We start from the raw sequence: 23751 nt of genomic DNA on the forward strand, positions 1-23751 counted from the left end.
ACATTTTAACAAGCGAAAAGGTAGAAGATTGTCAACTGCTGATTCGCATAAATAATAGATATATCTTCAAAAATAGATTATCCGGTTATTTATCATCTTGATGATGATAAAAAACTTGAAAAACTTTCAGAACTACGTAGGAAAGAAAACAACGGGGGATTGTCAGAAAATGAAAAAAGAGAATTAATGAGTTTCGAACCGGATGATGAAGTCAAATATATTATATTGATAGAAGAATTATTGAAGAATGCGGATGAGTTTAAATTGGGGCTCGGCATTGAGCCGGACAGTATTCAGCCATATATTTATACGGGCTGTTACTGGAAAAACATAACCCGTCCGCTTTTGAAGGAATTTCTTGCTGTAGCAGCAAATAAGGCGGGCTTCAATTATTATGATATAAGACTGAGTAGGAATCTTGAGAGATTGTATAACCAGTTTGTCGCTCTTTGCACTCTTGTACCGGATTTGAATGAGAAAAAAGATGAGGTGAAAATTAATCTAAAGAATGGGACATTTGTCATTTCAAAGGACAAACAAGAGTTGAGAGACTTTGACAAGCGGGATTTTTTTAAATACCAATTGCCTTTTGAATATAATCCTGAAGCGACTTGTGATGAATTTAAGGCTTTTTTGAATAAGGTTTTGCCTGAAAAAGAATCACAAATGATTCTTGCAGAATATTTGGGATATATTTTTACTCAAAACTTGAAATTGGAAAAGTGCTTGATTCTGAAAGGTGAAGGAAGCAACGGTAAATCCGTCATATTTGAAATAGTGCAAGCACTGCTGGGAGAACATAACACTTGTTCCTATACTATAAGTAATTTGTGCAATGAAAATGGCTATTTCAGGGCGCAGCTAGGTAATTATCTGCTTAACTATTCTTCGGAACTTGGAGGAAAGAATATCAATCCAGACTTATTTAAGAAGCTAATTAGCAATGAGCCTATTGATGCACGTTCTCCTTACGGCCATCCGTTTATACTTCGTCATTACGGGAAGTTCATGTTCAATACGAATAAGTTTCCTAATAATATTGAATTTACCCATGCCTACTTGCGAAGGTTTATAATCTTGAACTTTGAAGTTATTATTCCGGATGAAGAGCAAGATAAGCATCTCGCCGAGAGAATAATATCCAAAGAATTAAGCGGTATTTTCAATTGGGTGCTTGAGGGATTGGACAGATTGTTAAAACAACAGCAATTTACAGAATCACCAAAAGCAAAAGAACTTCTTGAGGAAATGAGATTTGAGTCTGATAGTGTGGCACAATTCCTTGAAGAAAAACAATATTTGCCTTCCACGTCAGGAAATGATAAAATCTTGTTGAAAAGATTTAGAGAAGAATATCAAGCGTATTGTCACATCAAGAAGCTGATACCTGTAGGACAAAAAGAATTTTCGACCCGCATAAAGAGTTTGAAATTTGAGATTCAGAAAGGTGGCGGTGGCAATAATTATATTTTTGTGAAACGTAACAATATCGCTAGACAATTTTTAGAAAATTCATTGCCTGATGGCCTGTAAAAAGTAAGAAATATGGAAAATATCATAAAAGTATCAATGTTTGAAAGTGCGCAAAGTCGTTATGCAAGCGGAGTAGTGAACTTATGGGATTGGTTGTTCTTAGAGGACTATCGTACTGTTTTAATCAAAGAACTTCGGAATGAATCTGATTCGATGAAACGGCGAGAGTTGAAAAAACTTCTTCCTGCAATAACAGTCAGTTGTGTTTGTTCTGAACGACGAACTGAAAAAATTTACGAGTATACGAATTTGATTTGTATTGATATTGACGGAAAAGATAACCCGTCAATATCAAACATAGAAGACCTTAAGATTAAGTTGGGTGAACTGCCTTATATTATGTATTGTGGATTGTCTGCAAGCGGAAATGGCTTGTTCTGTATCATTCCTTATGCGGACCCTACTAATCATGAGAATGTCTTTGAAGCCATAAAAAACGATTTTGAAGAAATGGGTATCATTATAGACAAAAGTTGTGGCGATATATGCCGTTTACGCTTCCTTTCGCATGATACGCAACCGTATGTCAATAAACATGCGGAAGTTTATACGTCTAAGCCAAAAACAAAATCAAATGCAGTGGAATATATTTATAAGCCAAAACAGAAATATAAAACGAAACCACCTAAACCTCGAACGCTTCTTATTCCCAACGCGATAGAAACCTTTCTTCGTCCAAATAATTTTGTTTTGGAAAGCGCCACTCCTTTAACAAAGAAACAAAAAGTTGAGCGGCTATTGAGTGAAATAACTAGAAATCAAGTGGATATTACTTATTATTACAATGATTGGATTGCCATTGGCAATATCATTAAGAATATGTTTGGTGAGGAAGGTAGGGCTTTATTTCATAAGGTCAGTAGTTTTTATCCCAATTATGATTATGATGAAACTGATAGGGAATATTCCGCTATGATAATTGGACGGTATCGATATAATAGTGACCGCTTATTTGAAATAGCCGCAGAATACAAGCTCATTTCCCCAATCAAAAAATAATTTTGAGAAGAAAAGGGATGACTACCGGTGTGTAGCTTATCTCTTTTCTTATATCCGTTTGTGCAAATTATATGCGAAAACCTCATCATGGGCATAAATCGGAGAGAACTCTTGCCAATAGAAGAAACTAAAAGAAAAAGAATATCATTTACCGGTGTGTCACGTTTATCATTGATTATCACCACTTTCCAAAGGTTGTGTGCAAATTGTGTGCAAGGAGTTTCAGTGTGCAAGAAAAAAGCCGCTACAAGGTTGCTTGTAACGGCTTGATTTTCTTTATTTTATGCTTTGTGGACCAGCCTGGGCTTGAACCAGGGACCTCCAGATTATGAGTCTGTTGCTCTAACCAACTGAGCTACAAGTCCGATGTATCCTTTGTTGGATGCGGTGACAAAAGTAGTATTTTCCCTCGAATTATGCAAATCCTTTTGATAAAAAACTACGATACTTTATTTTTAGAACTTATATTTGCGCTTCGGGTTCTTGGGGAACCATCCTTTTTGTACCCGTTCTTCCTGTTCGAAGACCTCTTTAATCGTCCAGAAGGAAGAAAACGCAAACACGCCAAGCAAAGAAGATAAAATCACATTATCGATGCTTAATGAGGCGACCACACCGGCTATGCCGAGTACCAGGAATATCCACCAGCATTTTGTACCCCAATAGTATTCGGCCTTTACCACGACGGGGTGAAAAAGGCCGATAATCAAAAAGGTACATATTCCGATGAATAACCCCGCAAGGTGATATTCATTTAGAAATTCCATCACAATTATTTTTCAACGCGGATGGGGATTTCTTTCTTGATACTCTGTTCCAGAGAAATCAATGTCTCGGTAGCTACCACACCCGGTATTTCTTGCATTTTGTTATTCAGCAAATCCATCAGATGTTCGTTGTCGCATGCATAAAGCTTTGTCAGCATTGTGTACGGACCTGTAGTGAAATGACATTCCACAATTTCGGGAATCTTTTGTAGTTCCGCTACGACAGATTTGTACATGGAGCCTTTTTCCAGTTTGATACCCACGTAGGTACAAGTTCTGTATCCCAATGATTTCGGGTTCACATGGTAACCAGAGCCTACAATGACACCTAGGTCAATCAGTCTTTGCACACGCTGATGGATAGCTGCGCGTGACACTCCACATTCGGCTGCTACGTCTTTAAAAGGGATGCGGGCATTCTGGGAGATAATCTCTAGGATCTGCCTGTCGAGGTTGTCTATTCTTTCCATAATAATAAATTGTAATTTCCTGTTGTTATCAAATAGTAAGCAAATATAGAGATTTATTTTAATTATTCTTCTTTTCGGAGAAAAAAAATAGGAAAAAGCAAAAAAAAGAGGTACAAACGTTTTGCACCTCTTTCCTTTTTCTATTTAGAAAAGAACTTTCTTATTTCTTATCTTTTTCGATGCCCAACAGTTCAACTTCGAAAATCAAAGTAGAGAACGGTTTGATTTGATTGCCAGATTCTCTAGCACCGTAAGCAAGTTCTTGCGGGATGTAAAGTTCCCATTTAGAACCTACAGGCATCATAGTCAATGCTTCTGTCCAACCTTTGATTACTTGGTTGGCACGGAAAGTAGACGGTTCGTTACGTTTGTAAGAGCTGTCGAATTCTGTTCCGTCAATCAAAGTACCTTTGTAGTTCACTTTCACTTTGCAAGTGTCAGCAGGAATTTCACCTTTGCCTTCAGTGATTACTTTGTATTGCAGACCGCTTGCAGTTGTTTTTACGCCGTCTTTAGTCTTGTTTTCAGCAAGGAATTTTTCATTTTCAGCTTTATAGTCAGCATATTTTTCTTCCAAAGCTTTTGCTTTGATAGTTTCCATAGCTGTACGAGTATATTCTTGAGCTGCTTCCATAGTCATTACACCGCCTTTTTCCAAAGTACCTGCGATGAAACCTGCCAGGAAGTTTTCTTTGCTGATGGTTTTAGTAGAGTCAGTGCCAAACAATTCCTGGTTGATACCTTTCATCATCTGGTTGCTGATTTGCTGACCGATTTGCAGACCTGCCATGTAAGCGATGTCTTTTTTGCTAGTCTTGTTTGCACCTTCATTCAAACCTTTGATGAAGTCTGCCATATAAGCAGTATCAACGTCCAGACGACCTGTCAGATAGCCTTTCAGACCTTGAGTCTGAGCCATACCGATAGAATACGACAGTGAGTCGATGTCTGATTTCAGATTTGCTTTAGGAGCTTGAGCTGTACAAGAAGCAAGGCTTGCAGCAGCGGCGATTGCCATAAAAATACTAACTTTTTTCATTTTGCTTTGAAATTTTTTATTTATAATACTTCGAGTAATTCTACTTCAAAAATGAGTGTGCTATGAGGAGGGATCATTTCTCCGGCACCTCTTGCGCCATAACCAAGTTCTGACGGAATATACAGTTTCCATTTAGAACCTTCCGGCATCAGCTGCAAAGCTTCTACCCATCCCGGGATTACTTGGTTGACACCGAATACAGCCGGTTCTCCGCGTTGGATAGAGCTGTCGAACAGTGTGCCGTCAATCAATGTTCCTTCATAGTGGCATCTTACCTGGTCGGTAGCTTTCGGCTTTTTGCCTGTACCTTCTTTGATAATTTCATATTGTAGTCCGCTGGGAAGAACAACTACGCCCGGTCCTTTTTTGTTTTCTTCGAGGAAAGCCTGTCCTTGCTCGATAGCAACGGCACCCATTTTAGCTTCCAGTTCTTCGAAATACTTGTTTACTATTTCGCGGGCTTCATTGTGGCTGATAGCCGTCTGATTGCCTTCCAATACGTCTTTGATTGCTTGTGCGAAATCATCTACCGCAAGGTTTCCGATTCCCATACTTGATAAGTTTTGACCAATTCCGAGGCCAATAGCGTAACTGAATTTATCCATATAATGTTTTTTGTTGGCGATTGAAATGTATCACCATCATGGTTTTAGCTTTCAATCAATTGCAAATTTATGAATCGCAAAAGTACGTGTTTTATTTGAATGATTTAGCATTTGCTATTTAAAAATTCTTATATCTGTGAAAGTTAATCGCTTTTCTTTAAAGAATTAGTTTTTTTGTTCGTAGGATTTAATCGGCTTATTCTTATTATTTAGGTTGGTTTATGTAGATAATTAATCGTCTGACAGCTGTTGAACTTGCGTCTGACAATTGTTGTTTTTTCGTCTGACAACTGTCAGACGAAAGAGTAACAGTAGTCAGACGAATAGTTGTTGCTATAAATGATGCTAACTATCTGCATCTTTCATCTTAAAGTTCTGCATAAATTGGATTATATTAAGCGTGAGAAAGTGTTTTTTTATTCGATGATTCTGATTACATTTGTGTGGCTATTAAAAAAGAAGGAGGAATAGTAATGAAGAATCTGGTAGTTTTGACGGGTGCGGGTATGAGTGCCGAGAGTGGGATTAGTACATTTCGCGATGCAGGCGGTTTGTGGGATAGATATCCAGTGGAGCAGGTGGCCACTCCTGAAGGTTATCAGCGTGACCCGGCTTTGGTGATTAATTTCTATAATGAGCGCCGGAAACAGTTGTTGGAGGTGAAACCGAACCGTGGACATGAATTGTTGGCGGAACTGGAGAAAAACTTCCATGTGACGGTGGTGACACAGAATATTGATAACCTGCACGAACGTGCCGGGAGTAGCCACATCATTCATCTGCATGGCGAACTGACGAAAGTGTGTTCCAGCAGAGATCCTCATAATCCCCACTACATAAAAGAACTGAAACCGGAAGAATATGAAGTGAAGATGGGAGACAAGGCCGGCGACGGCACTCAATTGCGACCTTTTATCGTATGGTTTGGAGAAGCTGTGCCGGAAATTGAAACAGCCATCCAATATGTGGAGAAAGCGGATATTTTCGTCATTATCGGTACGTCGCTTAACGTATATCCTGCGGCGGGGCTGCTTCATTATGTACCGAGAGGAGCAGAGGTGTATCTGATTGATCCGAAACCGGTAGATACGCATACTTCCCGTTCGATACATGTAATTCAGAAGGGAGCTTCTGAAGGAGTGGCTGAATTGAAACAGTTGTTGGGAGTTTGAGAGGTTTCCTTTTCCCGGTTTTATTCCAGTTCGGTGGCAAAAATATGATTGTTCCGGAGTACTTCCGATATTTCGAGTGCAGAGATATCCCTGCACTCGATTCTTAATATTTTCTCCCAGTCCTCAAAGTCCACATTCCATTTGTCTATTTGGGGGAACTCTGCCAAAAGCTCTCCTATGCGCTTGATGTCACGCCTTTGGGTGATAGAAGTTCGAAAAATCAGAATCTTATTTTCCTTTTCCATATTCTTTAGAGTTTTATTTTAATGAACGGAACTCCCGGATCGTCATACTGAAATGTAACCTGAAATTGCGACTTAAAAGTGAAAGGCTGCTAAAGCCGCAAAGACGGGCGATTTCGGTGGCGGAAAGTTCCTTGTTTCGTTTTAATAATAGGGCTGCTTTTTCAATCCGGGTGCGTTTGATATAATCCGTAGGCGTTTCGCCCGTCAGGATTGTAAATACGCGATGGAAGTGGAAAGGAGAAAAGCAGGCGATACCTGCCATTTTCTGTAATGATAACGGCTGGTCTATGTGATTGTGAATATAGTCGGTCACTTTATTGATCCGTAACTGATATTCCTGTTTATTGATATCTTTCGTCTCCATGTTTTCTGCAAAGTAAAGGATAATAAATGCCGGAGAGTTGTCCTATCTTGCTAACTTCTCCGGCAGATAATCAATCTTTTTTTTGTCCTATATAGAATACGTAGCCGTAGTATTCTTTATACTTATTATATAGGCTCTCTTCATACCGTTGCCCGGTGATGAGGTCTGCGGCTGCGTCATTTCCTGCATATTCCTTTAAGAAAGCTTCCTGAACCGGGAATTGGGGAGCGTAGAAATGCTCGGTCCAGCAATTTTCCGGTAAAATGAAATGGGCTGTCGGGATATATCCTGCTTTTTCCATTTGCATTATCTTTCTTGGGATCGTATCGATTTCCGGGTAATTGGCCATCCAGAAGTCTTCTATTTCAGAGGGACGTTCCGGGGTGAACCAGGAAGCTTCCGTTACAGCGATAAACCCGTTCTTTTTCAGGAATTTGTTCCATTCGTTCATGCCGCGTTCGAATCCTATGTTATAGATAGCGCCTTCGGACCAGATCAGATCGAGTTCTTCCTCTTGAAATGGCAGAGCGTCCATAGAGCCGACGATACCCTTTACTCTGTCTTCACAATGCGCTTCTATTGCATTTTTGTTGAATAGCTCGATAAAGTCGGGGAAAAGGTCGATACCTGTAATTTGTCCTTTCGTATAGTTGGCTAATGCCATTGTCTGACCGCCTGTGCCACAGCCAATGTCGGCTATTCGTGCCTTGTCGGACAGTTCGTTGATGAAGCTTACGGCTTTTTGTGTGACTTCAGGACTTCCGGGACCTTGACGTTTTAATGCCTTGAAGTAATTACATATCAGTGTAAAATCGAATTCGTGGATTGATTTAAAATCGTTACTCATTGTTTTAATGTTTTGGTTGTACGGCGAATGGAGGCATATAATGATGCTTGCAACCATTTGACCATACAAATAGTTTAAAAATTTAGATATAGAAAGTAACTCTGACAAGAGTATGTCAGAAAACATAAGGGATAATCTGTAATGAGAGGAAGGCTTACAGATTATTTACAGAACGGAATCCTTATGGAATGAAAATGAGTTAAACATCCAATTATTTCTTTTAGTTTGTGACAAAGATAGGGTTTTAGCTGCAAAACTCAATGATAACTTGATTGAAAAAAGACTGTAAACCTGTATTTTAGCAAGAATAGTCAAATAGGAATATGTTTATATATCCGGTTGCATGGATGAGATTGATCGTCCAAATTGATTGAAACTACATTTTTTTGAGTTATTTTTGTCGAATATTAAATACAAATCTCTCATTTAATGTATGATACCGATGAAAAGCAAATTATTACTCACATGTACCATCCTGTTTTTCTGTTCTTCTTTTCTGTGCGGACAGAATCAATCTTCTAAAGTGGCAAACTCTGTTGAAACGAATAATGGATGCATCCGGCACCCGTGGCAAGGAAAAAGAGTGGGATATTTGGGAGACTCTATTACAGATCCCAACTGTTATGGTGACAAGATAAAGAAATACTGGGATTTTCTGCAGGAATGGCTGGGAATTACTCCTTATGTATATGGTATCAGTGGCAGGCAATGGAATGATGTGCCTCGTCAAGCCGAACAACTGAAGAAAGAACACGGCGGAGAAGTAGATGCTATCGTGATTTTGATGGGTACGAATGATTTTAATGATGGTGTACCTATTGGAGAATGGTTTACGGAAACAGAAGAACAAGTGATGGCAGCCCGTGGGCAAACCCAAAAGCTGGAAACCCGTAAGAAACGCACTCCTATAATGGATGGAAGCACGTATAAGGGACGTATAAACATAGGAATCAATAGACTGAAACAACTCTTCCCGGACAAGCAGATTGTGTTGCTGACCCCGTTGCACCGTTCACTGGCCAATTTTGGAGAAACGAATGTGCAACCGGATGAAAACTACCAGAACAGTTGTGGCGAATATGTGGATGCCTACGTGCAGGCTGTTAAAGAAGCCGGCAATGTGTGGGGAGTTCCCGTGATTGATTTTAATGCGGTAACCGGATTGAATCCGATGGTGGAAGAACAACTGATTTATTTCTATGATGCAGGATATGACCGTTTGCATCCCAGCACGAAAGGACAGATACGCATGGCACGAACGCTGATGTATCAGTTGCTTGCGTTGCCTGCTACATTTTAAATAGGCCGGATGGAATTCTATGAAATTGTACACTATTCTATAGTACATTTTCTGCAAACTTGTAATTTTGTCTTCTATAAATAATAGAACCTATGAGACATAAACTTCTGTTTTCTTTTTTCATCTTTTTGATAGTTGCTTTACCGATTCGTAGTAAGGATTTTGTTTTGACTTCCGGTCAAACAGTTGTCATCGCTTGCAGCCCTTCTGAAGAACTGGTTGTACGAACCGCATTGGAAATGCTGGGGCGTGATATTCAGACAGTATTGTCGTCGACTACCCAAGCGAATGAGAAAACAGGTGAAATTGTGATAGGAACGGTGGGGCAGAGTGAGCTTATCAGCCGGACCGGCATAGATGTTTCTGCGCTAAAAGGCAAGAAGCAGGCTTTTCTATTATCTGTTTCTCCGGAGGGTAAATTGATCGTAGCCGGCAGTGACAAACATGGTACGGCTTATGGAATACTCGAAATATCCCGTTTGTTAGGTGTCTCTCCCTGGGAATGGTGGGCGGACGTAACTCCGGAAAAGAAGAAACTTTTTAAGCTATCTTCCAAATTCCAAAGTCTTCAGGCTCCTTCGGTGGAATATCGGGGTATATTTATTAATGATGAAGACTGGGGCTTGATGCCATGGAGCAGTCGGACCTATGAACCTTCAAAAGTGAAAGGTGAGATAGGCCCGCGTACCAACGAGCGTATTTTTGAACTCTTACTTCGTCTGCGTGCCAACACCTATTGGCCTGCAATGCACGAATGTACACTTCCTTTCTTCCTGACCAAAGGCAATCGGGAAGCTGCCAAGAAATATGGAATCTTCATCGGTGCTTCCCATTGCGAACCGATGGCTTGCAGCGCTGCCGGCGAGTGGAAACGAAGAGGAGAAGGGGCTTATGATTATGTGAATAATGCTCCGGCTGTTTACAAATTCTGGGAAGACCGTGTAAAAGAGGTGGCAGATCAGGAAATACTCTATACGTTGGGTATGCGTGGTGTACACGATGGCAAGATGCAGGGAGCGAAGACGGTGGAAGAACAGAAGGCCGTAATAGATCGTGTGTTTGCAGATCAACGCGGGTTGATTGAAAAATATGTTGATAAGGATGTAACTAAAGTCCCGCAGGTTTTTATCCCTTATAAAGAGGTACTCGACATTTATCATGCCGGATTACAGGTGCCTGATGATGTAACATTAATGTGGTGTGACGATAACTATGGCTATATCCGCCATTTTCCTACGGCCGAAGAATGCGCACGTAAAGGAGGGAATGGAGTCTATTATCATGTTTCTTATTGGGGACGTCCGCACGACCATCTCTGGTTGAGTACGATGAGCCCGTATCTGATTTTCCAACAAATGAAGCTGGCTTACGATCGAGGCATACAGAAGATGTGGATACTGAATGTCGGAGATATCAAGCCTGCCGAGTATCAGATAGAGTTGTTTATGGATATGGCCTGGAATATAGAAGCTGTGGCCTCGGAAGGAGTGACCTCTCATCTGAAACACTGGCTGGAACGGGAATTGGGAGCTTCGTGCGCAAAGGCAGTATTACCTGTGATGCAGGAACACTATCGTCTGGCCCATATTCGTAAACCTGAATTTATGGGAAATACGAGGGAAGAGGAGAAAGATCCTGTTTATCGTGTTGTCAAAGATCTCCCATGGAGTGAAAAAGAAATCAACGGACGTTTGCAGGCTTATGATAAATTGTCGGAGACAGTGGAACGGGCAGCTTCGAAAATCCCATCCGGCAGACAAAGTGCCTATTTTGAATTGGTGAAATACCCGGTGCAAGCTGCTACACAGATGAACCGGAAATTGCTATATGCCCAATTAGCCCGCCACGGAAAAGCGGACTGGGAGAAAAGTGATCTTGCCTATGACAGCATTGTAGTATTGACAAAACAGTATAACTCACTGGAAGATGGAAAGTGGAACCGCATGATGGATTTCCAACCCCGAAAACTCCCCGTATTCAATCGCGTGGAAAGAAAAACGGCTACTTCTCCGATGATGAAAGAGCGTGTAGCTATCTATAAATGGAACGGCTTGGATGGGAAGAATATCCTGAATAGTAAGACCTTGAATGCGCGGAAAGGAACTTCTGCTATTTGTGAGGGCCTGGGATATGAAAGCAAAGCGACAGGCATTGACAAGGGAGATGCACTGATGTTCTCTTTTGACAACTGGAAAACAGACTCGGTAGAGGTTGACATCCGCTTGTTGCCTAATCATCCTGTGAGAGGAGATCAATTACGTTTCTCAATATCGTTGGACGATGCAGCGCCTGAAGTGATCTCTTATGAAACGAAAGGACGGAGTGAAGAATGGAAAGAGAACGTGCTGCGCAATCAAGCCATCCGAACGGTTCGACTTCCGGTATCCGGAAAGAAGTCCCACAAATTGGTAATCAAGGCATTGGACGAAGGAGTGATATTAGACCAGGTGATGCTTTATATGCCTTCGCCTACTGGTGAGTAACTGCACGGATCACGAACCATGCATGATGCGCCACGGTTCCAATCAGCCCGTAATGCTTTGCCATGATCCGAAATCTTTCTTTGAGGGATGCTTTCTGATTCCGGGTAGTCATTCCCTCCTCCAGATAGTCGATGATTGTCAGGTGGGTATTGTGCAAAGTACGTGCTTTCTTCATGATGCGGATGCACCAGTCGAAATCTGCAGAAAAGCGATATTGCAGATTGTATGGCCCTACGAGCGTGTGGCGGGGGAAGAATGCCTGGTGGCAGACTAACATTCCCTGTTTGAAACTTTTCCAGGTGAGCGTTTCAGGGGCGGACAATCTGCGCATCCGCAGGAAATGCCTGTCCTTGTCTACGATAGCGGTTTCTCCGTAAAGTATATCGGGCAGTTCATTGCCGTTGATGGTGTGCACCATTTGTTGCAGCGTATCATCCTCATGAAAACAGTCGCCTGCATTCAGGAAACAGAGATAATCACCGCTGGCAAGGGCGATTCCTTTGTTCATGGCGTCATACAGTCCTTTGTCGGGTTCGCTGACGACGGTGTGTATGCGTGACCGGTAGCGGTTGATAATAGAGAGGGTTCCATCCTTGGAAGCTCCATCCACGATAATATATTCTATATGATGATAGGTTTGTGAAATAACACTTTGAATCGTGTCTTCCAATACCTTTTCAGCATTGTATGTCACCGTAATGATAGAGAACTTGGGAGTAGGATGGACACTATGCATATTTCCCCGTTATTTTATTGTAGACATCTGTATATTTCTTTGCAACGATACTCTCCGAATAATTACCCAGAACCTTGCGGCAGGCCTGTGCAGAGAGTTCGTTGTATTCCGGTTCCGTCAATATCCAATGTATGCCGTTGGCAAAATCTTCCGAGGATTTGTATTGTGCCACGTAGCCGTTGTGCAGATGATCGATCATTTCGGGGATACCTCCCACATTAAAACCGACACAAGGCACTCCACAGGCCATTGCTTCCATAATCATATTGGGAAGATTCTCTTCCAGAGACGGGATGGCGAAGAGGTCTACGGCATTGTAGATATTCACTACTTCATGCTCATTTTTGATATAAGGGAGCGGGTATACATGGAAAGGAAGTTGTTCCTGTAACTGCTGCGACTGGTTGCCGAATACGACTACACCCAGTGAGTCTTTCCATTCCGGATGCTTTTCTGCCAACAGTTTGCATGCCCCAATCAGATAGTCGACCCCTTTTCGTTTATCGGTGATCTTTAATGAGCCGAACAAAACTAGTTTCTTACCTTCCGGCAACATGAATTTGGCACGCGCTTCCTTCTTGTTCATGGGTTTGAACAAGTTGGTATTAATAGCGTTCGGAATATTGGTCACGCTTTTCCCTTCAAATAATGCACTGACCCGGGCTTGTTCCTTCAGCCAGTGGCTACATGTGACGAAATGAATGGGAGCGTAGCTGTATAACTTTTGTTTTTTGCGGAACGTGCGATAGGATAAATCCTTTCGTCCCCCGCCTTTGTAGATGTACGGACAGTCGTGACATTCCTGCTGATAGTTGTTGCACTCCCGTGCGTAATGGCAGATGCCGGTGCATGGCCACATATCGTGCATGGTCCAGACTACGGGTTTGCCGGAGGTCAGTATCTTTCGTATATCGTTCAGTGAGAGCATTCCCTGGTTGATCCAATGCAGATGGATCACGTCGGCCTGGCGGAATTCCGGGAGTGAGGTGATGTCTGTACCTGTGTTGGCGATGTCTACGTCAAACAAATGGTAACGCCGGAAACGGTTGGCACTCCAGATCACAATCCGTTCCCACATGAACTTCCACACTTGCAACCAGTTACTTTTTAAGCGGACAACACTGATTTGGTCGGTCTGTTTGTCACGTACCAGCATTTTGGCTTTGATGCCGTTGTTTTTCAGTGACTCCATCAACCGGCTTGCTGCGATGGCTGCTCCTCCTATTCGTTCAGATGTATTTATAATCAGGACTCTCATGGGCAAAAGTTTATGCAAATGTACGGTTTTTAGAGGAAATGTTTGATATTTCCAGCAAGCTTTCTGCTATTTCGCGTGAAAAGATTTCGAGGTTGAAACGTTCTTCCGCCAGTTTGCGGGCATTCTCTCCCATGCGCCGTGCCTCTTCGGGGTGGTCGGCGATGTAGCGGATAGCGTCTATCCAGCCTTGTACGTCGTTATATTCTACGGTGATGCCTATTCCTTCCTTGTCGATGTCTATTTCGAAGTTGGGGTTGCGCGAACAGATGACGGGGATGCCGAGGGCGAATGCTTCCACGAGCGTGGTCAGTCCTACGGTATAGGGGAAGTCCAGGCAGCAGATCACGATACAACTTTTGCGTGCCACCAGTTTCCCCAGTTCGTAGGGAATCACTCCGTCGGTATAATGGATGCGAATGGAGTCGGGCAATGCATACGGGTCGATGATCTTTTTATAGTTGATGTTACCGCATGAGATGGCAATGTACAAATCCAGTTTCTCGTTCGTTGCGGCAAATGCCTGGAGCAAGGTGTCTACGTCCCGGTTTTCTTTACCGGTGGAGATAAATCCTTCGGGCTTCCGGTCGGGCATTTCTGCAAGCAGGTGGTCGTAGAAAGGAAGATCCGGTCCCCAATGGATGAGTTTCAGTTTGTGGGACGGTGCTTTCCGGGTTTTCTGCGAGTCCTGAATCAGTTTCCGACTGAACAGGAACATTTGGTCTATACCTTTGTAGAAAAGGCGGGAGATTTGTTCGCGCCACGGTTTGGGATTGGTCACGACTGCCGTATGATGCCAGATCACGATGGGCTTGCGGTACAGTCCCAGTGCACGGAGGAAGATGACGGGCTCTATACCCCGGAAAGAGGTGGCGTAGAGGACGTCGTATTTCTCCTTGCAGAAGAGAATCTCTTTGGTGGCGTAAAGCATGAGTTTCAGACGGCCGGAGAAATATTTGCATTTGTGCATCACGGAGTGTATTCCGTAATTCTCCAGTAAAGGAAGTCCGTATAAGATGTGTCCGGGGAATTTATATTCTTTCCATTCCTCGTAGCTTTCCCGTGTGAGGCGGGTATGGTAAAAATAAATAGTAAGCAACTTATTTAGTGGTGCTTGTTTCTTTTCAGCCATTTGTTGATTCGGTTTTTGACAGCTTTCGTAATGATGGAGAAATTGCCGTATTTCAGGTTGAGGAACAGTTCTTCGAACGAACGTCCGATCTTGATCCACGGATGATCCCAGCCCATGATGCGGTAAACGCTCTCTTTGTAGGCAACGTTTTCGATGACGTAGCGGGGATGTTTCAGTGGAAAATCCACCTCATAGCGCTTCATCGTGAAGATGCGGCGGTAACCTTTGGGCAGGGTATGAATCGAGCCGGCGAAATGGGTGGAATCTGCCGTTGCTCCCAAGTTATTAATCATGTTGCGGGTAGGCACGATGCTTAGCCCGGAGTTGAACAGTATGGAGGCGTGGAAGATCGTTTCATAAAAGGCTTTCTGCTGTTCCCGGTGACGCTGGCACATGTAGATAAAGTCGCTCCGGAATTTGCGTTCCTTGATAAGCTGTTCCAGTTGTTGCATATTGAAGGAGTCGTCCAGGAAGTTGTAGAACTCATCCCATTGGTCGACTACCCGTTTCCAGCTTGCCCATCCCCAGATAGAGAAGGTGGTGGTAAAGAAATAGTCATAGGGCATATCTTGGGTGATTTCTTCGGGGTTGAATCCGGCAATCATGCTGATGCGGGTGTCATATTCGTATTTATCCAGCATCTCCTTGCAGAATTGGAAAAAGGAGACGGCGGGCACATCGTCGTCTTCCAATACGATGCACTTGTCGACTTTCGAAAAGGCCCATTTCTGCGAAATGTACTCCGAAGGGTCGCAGCCGAAATTCTTTTCCTGATAAAGCCGTTCTACTTCACATTCCCAGTCTATCTGTGATACGATTTCACGGCAGGCTTTTATTCCGGGCAGGTCACGTTCGTTTCGTGCTCCGTCCTGATAGAGGAAGAGGCGGGACGGACGCGCTTTCTTCACTTGCTCGAACACTTGCGACAACTGTTGCGGGCGGTTGAAGAACAGGATAAGTACCGGGACGTCTACTAAAGCGGATTTCATATTCATAGTTCTTGTTTTGGAGTTGTACTGAATGACAGGGCGGCAGGATAGTGGTTGTTCACTTTTTCCTGCTCTTCTTCTGTAAATCGATGCAGGGTTGGATAGTTGTAACGCAAAAATCCTTCCAGGTCGTCGGGGGCGGTCACTGTGAGAGGGCCGAATTTCACGGGTTGCAGGTGGCGGATGCTTTCTACGGTTACGTGGTCGGCAATGGCCATTACGTTGTTATAGTAACGGGTGTTTCGTGAGTTGAAACAGCTTTGAACTGACACCAGCATGCGGTAGATTGCTTTTTTAGAGAAAAGCAGGTCGACTACCCTGTTCAGGAAACAGGAGAAGGCTCCCCGGTTCGTGGGGTTCTCTATTTCACATGTACCGAAGTGTTTCCACATCCATATCTCTTTTCCCATCAGGCAGCATTTGAGGAAGCCGAGTGCTTCGGATTGTATTCTTCGCAGCAGCTTGTTGTCGGGAATCTTGTCGAATGGGAATATATCGACAAAAATGCCCGGATGCATCGGGACATTCTTGAACATTTCTTCTACAAAAAGGGTGTCGTTTTTCTTGACTTTGGCAAAATAATACGGAGTATGAGGGTCTGTCTCTATCCATGAAAGGAAGTAGGAAGGACCCAGTTCCTCGGGAGCTACTTTCAGAAATTTGTTGTAGTTCTCCCGCGTCATGCCTATGTCAATATCATCATCCCAGGGGAGAATCGCCTGGTCGTAGAGTGCACCGATTGCCGTGCCGCCAATCACAAAATAGGGAATGTTGTGCTTCTGACACACCCGGATGGTTTCTCCCAATATGTCGTAGAGTTCGGCATGTAATAAATCAAGCTCTTCGGCTGTATATTTCTTGTTCATCGGAAATGGTTAATGCACGTTGTGCTACAAAAGTAGTAATTATATTGCTAAGTTACTATAACTTTAAGTTTCCTTGCATAAATTCGGTGGCCACTTGTCCGCGTCCCGGTATGGGAAGGACGGATGCTTGCGGAAAGTCCTTGAGCAGACAGTCTGCCGGATTGATGTCCGGATAGAATTTCTTCAATAGGAACAGGCTGGGGCCGGTGGTGATGCTTCCTATAAAGACGGAGGCGTCCATCAATATCTGTATCGAGGAAAGGAAACGTGCCATTTGTCTTTGTTTCAGCTCTTTGGTGGTCTGCGTGAAAGCGCTGTTGACGTATCCTTTTTCGTCGGGGCTGCAAAGGGTGTACCAGTGTATGTCCGGGGCAAGGGTTTGTACTTGTTCGAAAAGGCGGTAATCGTCCGTTAATACAAAGACGTCGCGTAGGGCGGTCTTTTCTTTAATAAGCCGTATGTAATGTTCCGGTGGAAGCAGGTTGGTTTCGGTGATCTTGTCTCCTCCCCGTATCTGGCATCCTGCGTATTGGGGTGGAAGTTGCAGGTCGGCGGCACATTGGCGACATTCCTGTGCGGTGGTGTCGTTGAGTTTCCAAGTGATTTCCGTCAGTTTTTGGAAGGTATGGAGATAGTCGCCGTCTATTCCCAGTTCGGGAATATGGAAGTGCTGATTGGGGTTGAATGTCAGTTGAAAGTTGAGCAAGACCGGTTTGCCGTATGTGAAAAAGGCAATCGTTTTTCCGATGATGTTCTTACAGGTTACTTTCAGTTTCCATTTCAGTAACTTCGTCTTAGGCAGCTTTTTGTCTTTCATCAATGCCTGCCAGGAGGGGAGGCGATGGGTGTTATAAGTGTGATGAAACGGTTCGTGCACTTGCTCGCAGAAGGGGGCGAAACAATCTTCCCAACCTTTTTCCCATCCGAAGTTGGCGTCGTCGGAGTAAAGCTTGAACTGTATTTTGTGTTGCAGGCAATAGAGCATTGCATGGAGCATATAGGTATATTCGGTAAAGAATCCGGCGTCTATACCTATGTGATAGATCATCGTCTTTTTGAAAGAACGATTTAGAAGGTGGTATTTGGTGGCAAGATCATTGGGGTTCATGTGTCTTCTTTTTGATGAAATACTGGATGCTTTCTTTAAAGGTGACCGAACGGCTGCCCCTCATGGCGGCTACGTAGAGTGCTGCTGCGAGCACTATCTTGCTTGCCAAGCGGAGATAAATATTCTCGATGGAACGGGTGGAATAATAGGTGATTGCCATTACCGTAGCTGCAATGACAGCATAAGGAAGAATGTCTATCAGTGCATGGCGCAGCTTTAGTCCGATTTCCTGCCATACGAAGTAGTGCCACGTCAGTAGCCACAGTATATTGGTGGATACATAGACGGCGAGCATGGCATAGATACCGTGTGAGTGGACTAACAGAACGCCTGACAGTAGAATTATGCCGAGCGCTATGGTGTTCCACATATAGATGCGGGATTTCCCTTTGCTGATGATGAGCTGCTGATAGAGGTATGCGATGGGAGCAAAGGCTCCGCTGATACACAGTATTTGCATGATTAATATGCTGGAATACCACTTGTCGGTGATGGTGATGATAATCAGCTCTTCCGATACGATTCCCAATCCCAACATGGCGGGAAACGAGACAAAAGCGGTGAAACGCAGCATTTTGCGAAATACCCGTTTTTGCCGTTCAAGGTCGTCGGACACTTTGGTGAGTACCGGTTGCGCTACTCCGTTTATCATGCCAGAGATGAAGAGTTGGCCCATGCCGCACCATTTATTGGCTTGGTTGTAATATCCTACTTCTTTTTCGCTGTAGAATTTACCCAGTATCACGGAAAACAGATTGTTATTGATGTGATTGAATACATTGGTAACCAGTAGTTTCCCACTGAATCCGAACATTTCCTTAATCGGGGTGAAGTTGAACTGCAAGCTCGGTCGCCAATGGGTGAAATGCCAGTAACAGGCTGTGTTGATGGTTACGTAAACGATGCTTTGCGTAGCAATTCCCCAATAAGAGAAACCAAAGTAGGCAAGAGTGACTCCGGTGATTCCGGACACGGTGAGTCCGATAACCGAAGACAATGCCCGCTGTTTGACCATCAGATTACGCAGGAGATAGGCACTGTGGGATATTCCCAGACTGGCAATGAAGAAGCCGATAAAAGAATAACGTGCCAGTGGTGTCAGTTCGGGAGTATCGTAAAAGTCAGCGATAAGCGGTGCACAGAGGAATAACAGCAGGTACAGCGACAGACTGATGGCCGCGTTGAACCAGAATACGGCATTGTAATCATTGTGCGTCACTTCTTTCTTATTAACAAGGGCAGCTGTGAAACCACTTTCCTGTATCGAACTGGCAATGAGGGAGAAGATGGCCAACATTCCCACCATTCCATAATCTGACGGAGTGAGCAACCGAGCGAGGAATATTCCGAAAAGCAGATTTAACAACTGTTGTATGCCGTTGCTGAACCCTCCCCAAAATAGTCCTTTGGCTGTCTTTTCTTTTAGTGATTGATTCTCGCTCATGTAATCTTTTTTCCTTTCTCTGTTAAGCGATATTTTTGAGTTGGACTTTTAGGAGAATTAGGTTGAGTCTGTTCTATTAGTTCAAGCTTCATGGCCGGTTGAATATAGTCGTACAGTAGAGTAGGGCGATGCTTAAGATTTAGTGTCTCTAAAATCTCTTTAATACTCATCTCCCTACCAGATAATGCTTTTATTAAGGAGATTACTTGTTCGGTTACTTGTTCGGTTACTTGTTCGGTTACTTGTTCGGTTACTTGTTCTTTCAAATAGAAAGTTAGTACTACTTCCCCCTGATTATCAGATAAAGTAGGTGTCGGTAATCCTACTCGTTTACATTCGCTATACATTAAATCCAAACCACGTCCCCAACTTTCTAACATTTTCCTGCGATAAAGCACATTGGCTATCAATGGATTATTGGGTATTGATTTATGAGGAGATGTTAAGTTATTAATATCAATCCCTTTGGGGAGCTTTCCGGTATTGATAATTTCTACTCTGTCATCGTAAATGGCTATGCCGGCTGATCCACCTGGATTTGAATAATCTCTGTGACAAAAAGCATTTATTACAGCTTCTCGCAAAGCTTTATAAGGAACAGTTAACTCTTCTTCTCTTTCTGCTTTTATTATTTTTCCTGACAATGATAGATGTTTGAATAAGAAAGACATTGCTTCGTCAAATAAAACAAAGATATTTCCTTCTATTTGAGCGTTATCAATAAATTCCGACCGTGTGATACCCTTGAATCTGGCTAATCTTAACTTACATTGAGGAAAATGGTTACTTGTCTTTTTGGCAAAAAGAATGGCGGCTGCGTTTTTAAAAGAACCGTTATCCGCTAAATCTAATTTATCCAGAAGTACCGGGATAGATGTATTTTCAATAATAGATTCTGGTAAACGTCCATTCTCAATTCCCAAGCGTATGGTACCTATAATTTTTTCTTTATCAAATGCTTCAATGGAAAGTTGTTTGTTGAGAAACGCTTCCCATCTGAATTGCTCTTTATGTCTGTTAATAAGTAATTCATTGTAAGTATCTTGAGGCATGACAGAAGTTGTACTCTCTATCTTGATATAGGCTCTTCCATCAAACAGATAAGGCTTTCTGTTGAATATATCTTCAAAATGAATGGCTATGATACATCTATCTTCATGGGTAGGGATAGGAATGTATTGTACGTCTACAAAGACTCCGGGTTCAAACTTCTTGAGAGCTCCGGCTATTTCTTGTTTCGTTTTATCTGAAACCTCCTGTCCTATAATTTTCCCTTTGTCATTGACTCCAAATAACAGGTACCCACCATTTGTAGAGTTCATAAATGCACAACCGGACTCCATTCCTCGTGTTAGTTGACCTGTTGTCGCCTTGAACTCTAAAATATTGGATTCTTTTGAGGTGGCTAAAGATACTATTTCTTCAAATGTTAAGAGCATGGAATATGTACCTGTTTGAGAAAATATGAAACAGAATACATATAAGGAGGATTGGATTAATAAAAATTTTCCTCTTTCATGTATTCTGTTTTTGAATCTGTTATTTTACTTCGCTACCCGGCTTCACTTCACGTCCCGGCATGATAACTGCCAGACTGCCGTCGTTGTTTTCGGCACTAAGAATCATGCCTTCGCTGACGATTCCTTTCAGTTTGCGCGGAGCGAGATTAGCGATGAAGCAAACTTGTTTGCCTACCAGCTCTTCCGGTTGATAATGCTTGGCAATACCTGATACGATGGTACGTGTCTCCAGTCCGTCATCGATTTTGAATTGCAGCAATTTATCCGCTTTCGGAACTTTCTGACATTCGAGAATGGTACCTACACGGATATCCAGTTTCGTGAAGTCGTCGAATTCGATGTTCGGGCGGATAGGATTAGCTTTGTAGTTGGCTTCTTCGTTTGCCTTCTTTGTATCGAGCAGCTTTTGTACCTGTGCTTCGATAGTAGCGTCTTCGATCTTCTCGAACAATAACTCCGGTTTGTTTAACTGATGGCCTACAGGAAGCAGGTTATCTTTTCCCAGCTCAGACCATTCGAAAGTGTCCATATTCAGCATTTTGCGGAGTTTTTCCGAGCTGAACGGCAGGAACGGGTCGAAGGCGATGGCAAGGTTGGCAACCAGTTGCAGGGAGATGTTGAGGATAGTACCTACACGCTCCATATCTGTTTTTGCCAGTTTCCATGGTTCGGTGTCGGCCAGGTATTTGTTGCCGATACGTGCCAGGTTCATGGCTTCTTTCTGTGCGTCGCGGAATTTGAATACGTCGAGCAGTTTTTCTACTTCTGCTTTTACGTCTGCAAATTCTTTCAGCGTTTCCTTGTCGTAGTCGGTCAATTCGCCTTGTGCAGGTACGCACCCGTCGAAGTATTTTTGAGTCAATACCATTGCACGGTTCACGAAGTTACCGTATACGGCTACCAGTTCGTTGTTATTGCGTGCCTGGAAGTCTTTCCAGGTGAAGTCGTTGTCTTTTGTTTCCGGTGCGTTGGCGGTCAGTACGTAGCGGAGTACGTCCTGTTTGCCGGGGAAGTCGATCAGGTATTCGTGCAACCATACAGCCCAGTTGCGGGAAGTAGAGATTTTGTCTCCTTCGAGGTTGAGGAATTCGTTGCTCGGCACGTTGTCCGGCAGGATATAGCTGCCCTCTGCTTTCAGCATGGCAGGGAATACGATGCAGTGGAACACGATGTTGTCTTTCCCGATGAAATGAATCAGGCGGGTCTCGGGATCTTTCCACCAGGTTTCCCAGCTGTCGGGGAGAAGTTCTTTGGTGTTGGAGATATAGCCGATAGGTGCGTCGAACCATACGTAGAGCACTTTTCCTTCTGCTCCTTCTACTGGCACAGGGATTCCCCAGTCGAGGTCACGGCTCACGGCACGTGGCTGCAACCCCATGTCGAGCCAGCTTTTGCATTGGCCGTATACATTGGGACGCCATTCTTTGTGGTCTTCCAGAATCCATTTGCGCAGCCATGCTTCGTGTTTGTCGAGAGGAAGATACCAGTGCTTGGTTTCTTTCATCACCGGTTTGCTGCCGCTGATGGCGCTTTTGGGATTGATAAGGTCCGTAGGAGAAAGTGAGGTTCCGCACTTTTCGCATTGGTCGCCGTAAGCGCCTTCCGAATGGCAGTGGGGACATTCTCCGGTGATATAACGGTCGGCAAGGAATGTTTTTGCTTCCTCGTCATAATATTGTTCGGATGTTTTTTCGATGAATTCTCCTTTATTGTACAATGTTTTGAAGAAATCCGAAGCCAGTTGGTGATGCGTCGGTGAAGTGGTGCGGCTATACACATCGAATGAAATACCGAACTCTTCGAATGATTTTTTAATCAGTGAATGGTAACGGTCTACTACATCCTGCGGAGTAATTCCTTCTTTCTTGGCACGGATCGTGATAGGTACTCCGTGTTCGTCCGAACCTCCGATGAATAATACATCTTCTTTTTTCAGACGCAGATAGCGCACATAGATATCTGCCGGCACGTATACACCTGCCAGGTGACCGATATGGACAGGACCGTTCGCATACGGTAGCGCCGATGTGACGGTGGTTCTTTTGAATTTCTTTTCCATTATATAGTGTGATTTTTGTTGTTTTCAGCTTTGCAATGTGCAAAGATAGTGACTTTTCACCACAGATTACACGGATTAACACAGATTTTTCATTCTCATAGTCGTGGTTGTCTCATAAGAATGATGTAAATTTGATAGCTATTCTAACATAAAACTATTTGCTGATATGTTGGATTTATTTTCACATGTTCTGTTTTTAAGATTGAAACAATATATGAGGATCTAAACTTCGTCCTAATAAAATAAATGATGTATAAGATATTGTAAGAATATGCAGAGATAATTATGTGGATTTGAATATAAATAAGCAAATATGTATAATTATTGGCAGAATTGAACACTGTTCCTTTTAAAGGAAGCTTCTGTTGCTTTTAAAGGAACGATTCATTGGTTAGAAAGAAACATGTCTTTGCTTTTAAACAAAGAGGTAAAAGAGTCTTTTAGGCACAAATTTTCTTCTGGTTGTTCCTGAAATAGTGAGATGCTAATGGTGTTAATTTGAAATCTAAAATTGAGATAATTGATTCTTTTTTATATATAATCTCTTTGAACTATTAATATAATTTGTTTTAATCCCTATTTCGTGTGAATTTGAAATTTACAAATGGTCTCTCTTTCCCTTTTTTGATACATATTGATCTTTGTAGCGTATATTCCAGATTCTCCATCAGTTTTATATCCGTTTTTTCTGCATAAAAATAATTTCATCCCTGATGATCTGAATTTCATGAAGAGATGACGGCTTCATTTTCCAAAAAGTTAGTATAATCTATTTGTAATCTTAATCTTTTTCTTTTTTACAGTCTGTCTATATATAG

At 42.8% G+C, this 23751-nt stretch carries 21 protein-coding genes and 1 tRNA gene; 5 read left to right on the plus strand and 17 right to left on the minus strand.

Annotated elements, in window-relative coordinates; translation table 11 throughout:
• Positions 1-159: 159 nt before the first annotated feature.
• Entirely contained in the window at positions 160-1533 is a 1374-nt protein-coding gene (locus ACT8YW_RS06055; protein WP_444104348.1) for a DNA primase family protein, read from the plus strand.
• A gap of 12 nt (positions 1534-1545) precedes the next feature.
• Positions 1546-2532 (plus strand): BT4734/BF3469 family protein, encoded by a 987-nt coding sequence (locus ACT8YW_RS06060; protein ID WP_186905495.1) that lies wholly within the window; start codon positions 1546-1548, stop codon positions 2530-2532.
• 291 nt (positions 2533-2823) lie between these two features.
• Here the strand turns inward: ACT8YW_RS06060 and ACT8YW_RS06065 are convergent.
• From ACT8YW_RS06065 to ACT8YW_RS06085, 5 genes are all read right to left on the minus strand, one after another.
• A tRNA-Ile gene (locus ACT8YW_RS06065) sits at positions 2824-2897 on the minus strand.
• Positions 2898-2987: 90 nt separating this feature from the next.
• Complete coding sequence (locus ACT8YW_RS06070) at positions 2988-3299, minus strand: DUF4491 family protein (RefSeq protein WP_004302581.1); 312 nt, start codon at positions 3297-3299, stop codon at positions 2988-2990.
• 5 nt (positions 3300-3304) lie between these two features.
• Entirely contained in the window at positions 3305-3769 is a 465-nt protein-coding gene (locus ACT8YW_RS06075) for an Lrp/AsnC family transcriptional regulator (RefSeq protein WP_004302580.1), read from the minus strand.
• A 160-nt stretch (positions 3770-3929) separates the two neighbouring features.
• Entirely contained in the window at positions 3930-4808 is an 879-nt protein-coding gene (locus ACT8YW_RS06080) for an FKBP-type peptidyl-prolyl cis-trans isomerase (protein ID WP_004323928.1), read from the minus strand.
• 20 nt (positions 4809-4828) lie between these two features.
• Complete coding sequence (locus ACT8YW_RS06085) at positions 4829-5413, minus strand: FKBP-type peptidyl-prolyl cis-trans isomerase (protein ID WP_008775241.1); 585 nt, start codon at positions 5411-5413, stop codon at positions 4829-4831.
• Between the two features lie 473 nt (positions 5414-5886).
• On the opposite strand from ACT8YW_RS06085, the gene ACT8YW_RS06090 reads away from it, so the two are divergent.
• Complete coding sequence (locus tag ACT8YW_RS06090; protein WP_008775240.1) at positions 5887-6585, plus strand: SIR2 family NAD-dependent protein deacylase; 699 nt, start codon at positions 5887-5889, stop codon at positions 6583-6585.
• Positions 6586-6605: 20 nt separating this feature from the next.
• Here the strand turns inward: ACT8YW_RS06090 and ACT8YW_RS06095 are convergent, their stop codons facing one another.
• The 3 genes from ACT8YW_RS06095 to ACT8YW_RS06105 all read right to left on the minus strand — a co-directional run bounded on the left by ACT8YW_RS06095 (position 6606) and on the right by ACT8YW_RS06105 (position 8041).
• Positions 6606-6830, minus strand: coding sequence for a hypothetical protein (locus ACT8YW_RS06095; RefSeq protein ID WP_004311131.1), 225 nt, complete (start codon positions 6828-6830; stop codon positions 6606-6608).
• A gap of 13 nt (positions 6831-6843) precedes the next feature.
• The gene (locus ACT8YW_RS06100; protein WP_004302575.1) at positions 6844-7194 is read right to left on the minus strand and encodes a helix-turn-helix domain-containing protein; all 351 of its coding nucleotides are present in this window, start codon (positions 7192-7194) and stop codon (positions 6844-6846) included.
• A gap of 70 nt (positions 7195-7264) precedes the next feature.
• Positions 7265-8041, minus strand: coding sequence for a class I SAM-dependent methyltransferase (locus ACT8YW_RS06105; RefSeq protein ID WP_149942615.1), 777 nt, complete (start codon positions 8039-8041; stop codon positions 7265-7267).
• Between the two features lie 442 nt (positions 8042-8483).
• Here ACT8YW_RS06105 and ACT8YW_RS06110 point away from each other — a divergent pair, with 442 nt between their 5' ends.
• Positions 8484-9341 carry an SGNH/GDSL hydrolase family protein gene (locus ACT8YW_RS06110; protein WP_008646570.1) on the plus strand — a complete coding sequence of 286 codons (858 nt, stop codon included), beginning with the start codon at positions 8484-8486 and terminating at the stop codon, positions 9339-9341.
• A gap of 92 nt (positions 9342-9433) precedes the next feature.
• Positions 9434-11824: a glycosyl hydrolase 115 family protein gene (locus ACT8YW_RS06115; RefSeq protein ID WP_444104350.1), complete on the plus strand. Its 2391-nt coding sequence runs from the start codon at positions 9434-9436 to the stop codon at positions 11822-11824.
• Here ACT8YW_RS06115 and ACT8YW_RS06120 read toward each other — a convergent pair.
• From ACT8YW_RS06120 to metG, 9 genes are all read right to left on the minus strand, one after another.
• The gene (locus tag ACT8YW_RS06120; RefSeq protein WP_117512179.1) at positions 11811-12560 is read right to left on the minus strand and encodes a glycosyltransferase family 2 protein; all 750 of its coding nucleotides are present in this window, start codon (positions 12558-12560) and stop codon (positions 11811-11813) included. The genes ACT8YW_RS06115 and ACT8YW_RS06120 overlap by 14 nt on opposite strands.
• Positions 12553-13818 (minus strand): glycosyltransferase family 4 protein, encoded by a 1266-nt coding sequence (locus ACT8YW_RS06125; protein ID WP_444104351.1) that lies wholly within the window; start codon positions 13816-13818, stop codon positions 12553-12555. The genes ACT8YW_RS06120 and ACT8YW_RS06125 overlap by 8 nt, the downstream gene beginning before the upstream one ends.
• Before the next feature lie 10 nt (positions 13819-13828).
• Positions 13829-14947, minus strand: a complete 1119-nt coding sequence (locus ACT8YW_RS06130; protein WP_444104352.1) for a glycosyltransferase family 4 protein — start codon at positions 14945-14947, stop codon at positions 13829-13831.
• Positions 14920-15942, minus strand: a complete 1023-nt coding sequence (locus tag ACT8YW_RS06135) for a hypothetical protein (RefSeq protein ID WP_004311137.1) — start codon at positions 15940-15942, stop codon at positions 14920-14922. The genes ACT8YW_RS06130 and ACT8YW_RS06135 overlap by 28 nt, the downstream gene beginning before the upstream one ends.
• On the minus strand, positions 15939-16802 hold the full coding sequence (locus tag ACT8YW_RS06140) for a LicD family protein (protein WP_444104353.1): 864 nt from the start codon (positions 16800-16802) through the stop codon (positions 15939-15941). Before ACT8YW_RS06140 ends, ACT8YW_RS06135 begins: the two co-directional genes overlap by 4 nt.
• Positions 16803-16857: 55 nt before the next feature.
• The gene (locus tag ACT8YW_RS06145; protein ID WP_128131756.1) at positions 16858-17910 is read right to left on the minus strand and encodes a hypothetical protein; all 1053 of its coding nucleotides are present in this window, start codon (positions 17908-17910) and stop codon (positions 16858-16860) included.
• Entirely contained in the window at positions 17897-19354 is a 1458-nt protein-coding gene (locus tag ACT8YW_RS06150) for a lipopolysaccharide biosynthesis protein (RefSeq protein WP_444104354.1), read from the minus strand. The genes ACT8YW_RS06145 and ACT8YW_RS06150 overlap by 14 nt, the downstream gene beginning before the upstream one ends.
• Entirely contained in the window at positions 19351-20793 is a 1443-nt protein-coding gene (locus tag ACT8YW_RS06155) for a Fic family protein (protein ID WP_444104355.1), read from the minus strand. The genes ACT8YW_RS06150 and ACT8YW_RS06155 overlap by 4 nt, the downstream gene beginning before the upstream one ends.
• Before the next feature lie 100 nt (positions 20794-20893).
• Complete coding sequence (gene metG / locus ACT8YW_RS06160; RefSeq protein ID WP_302825835.1) at positions 20894-22933, minus strand: methionine--tRNA ligase; 2040 nt, start codon at positions 22931-22933, stop codon at positions 20894-20896.
• Between the last annotated feature and the right edge of the window lie 818 nt (positions 22934-23751).

This window comes from Bacteroides sp. (assembly GCF_052357945.1).
In the GTDB taxonomy this organism is placed as follows: Bacteria; Bacteroidota; Bacteroidia; order Bacteroidales; family Bacteroidaceae; genus Bacteroides.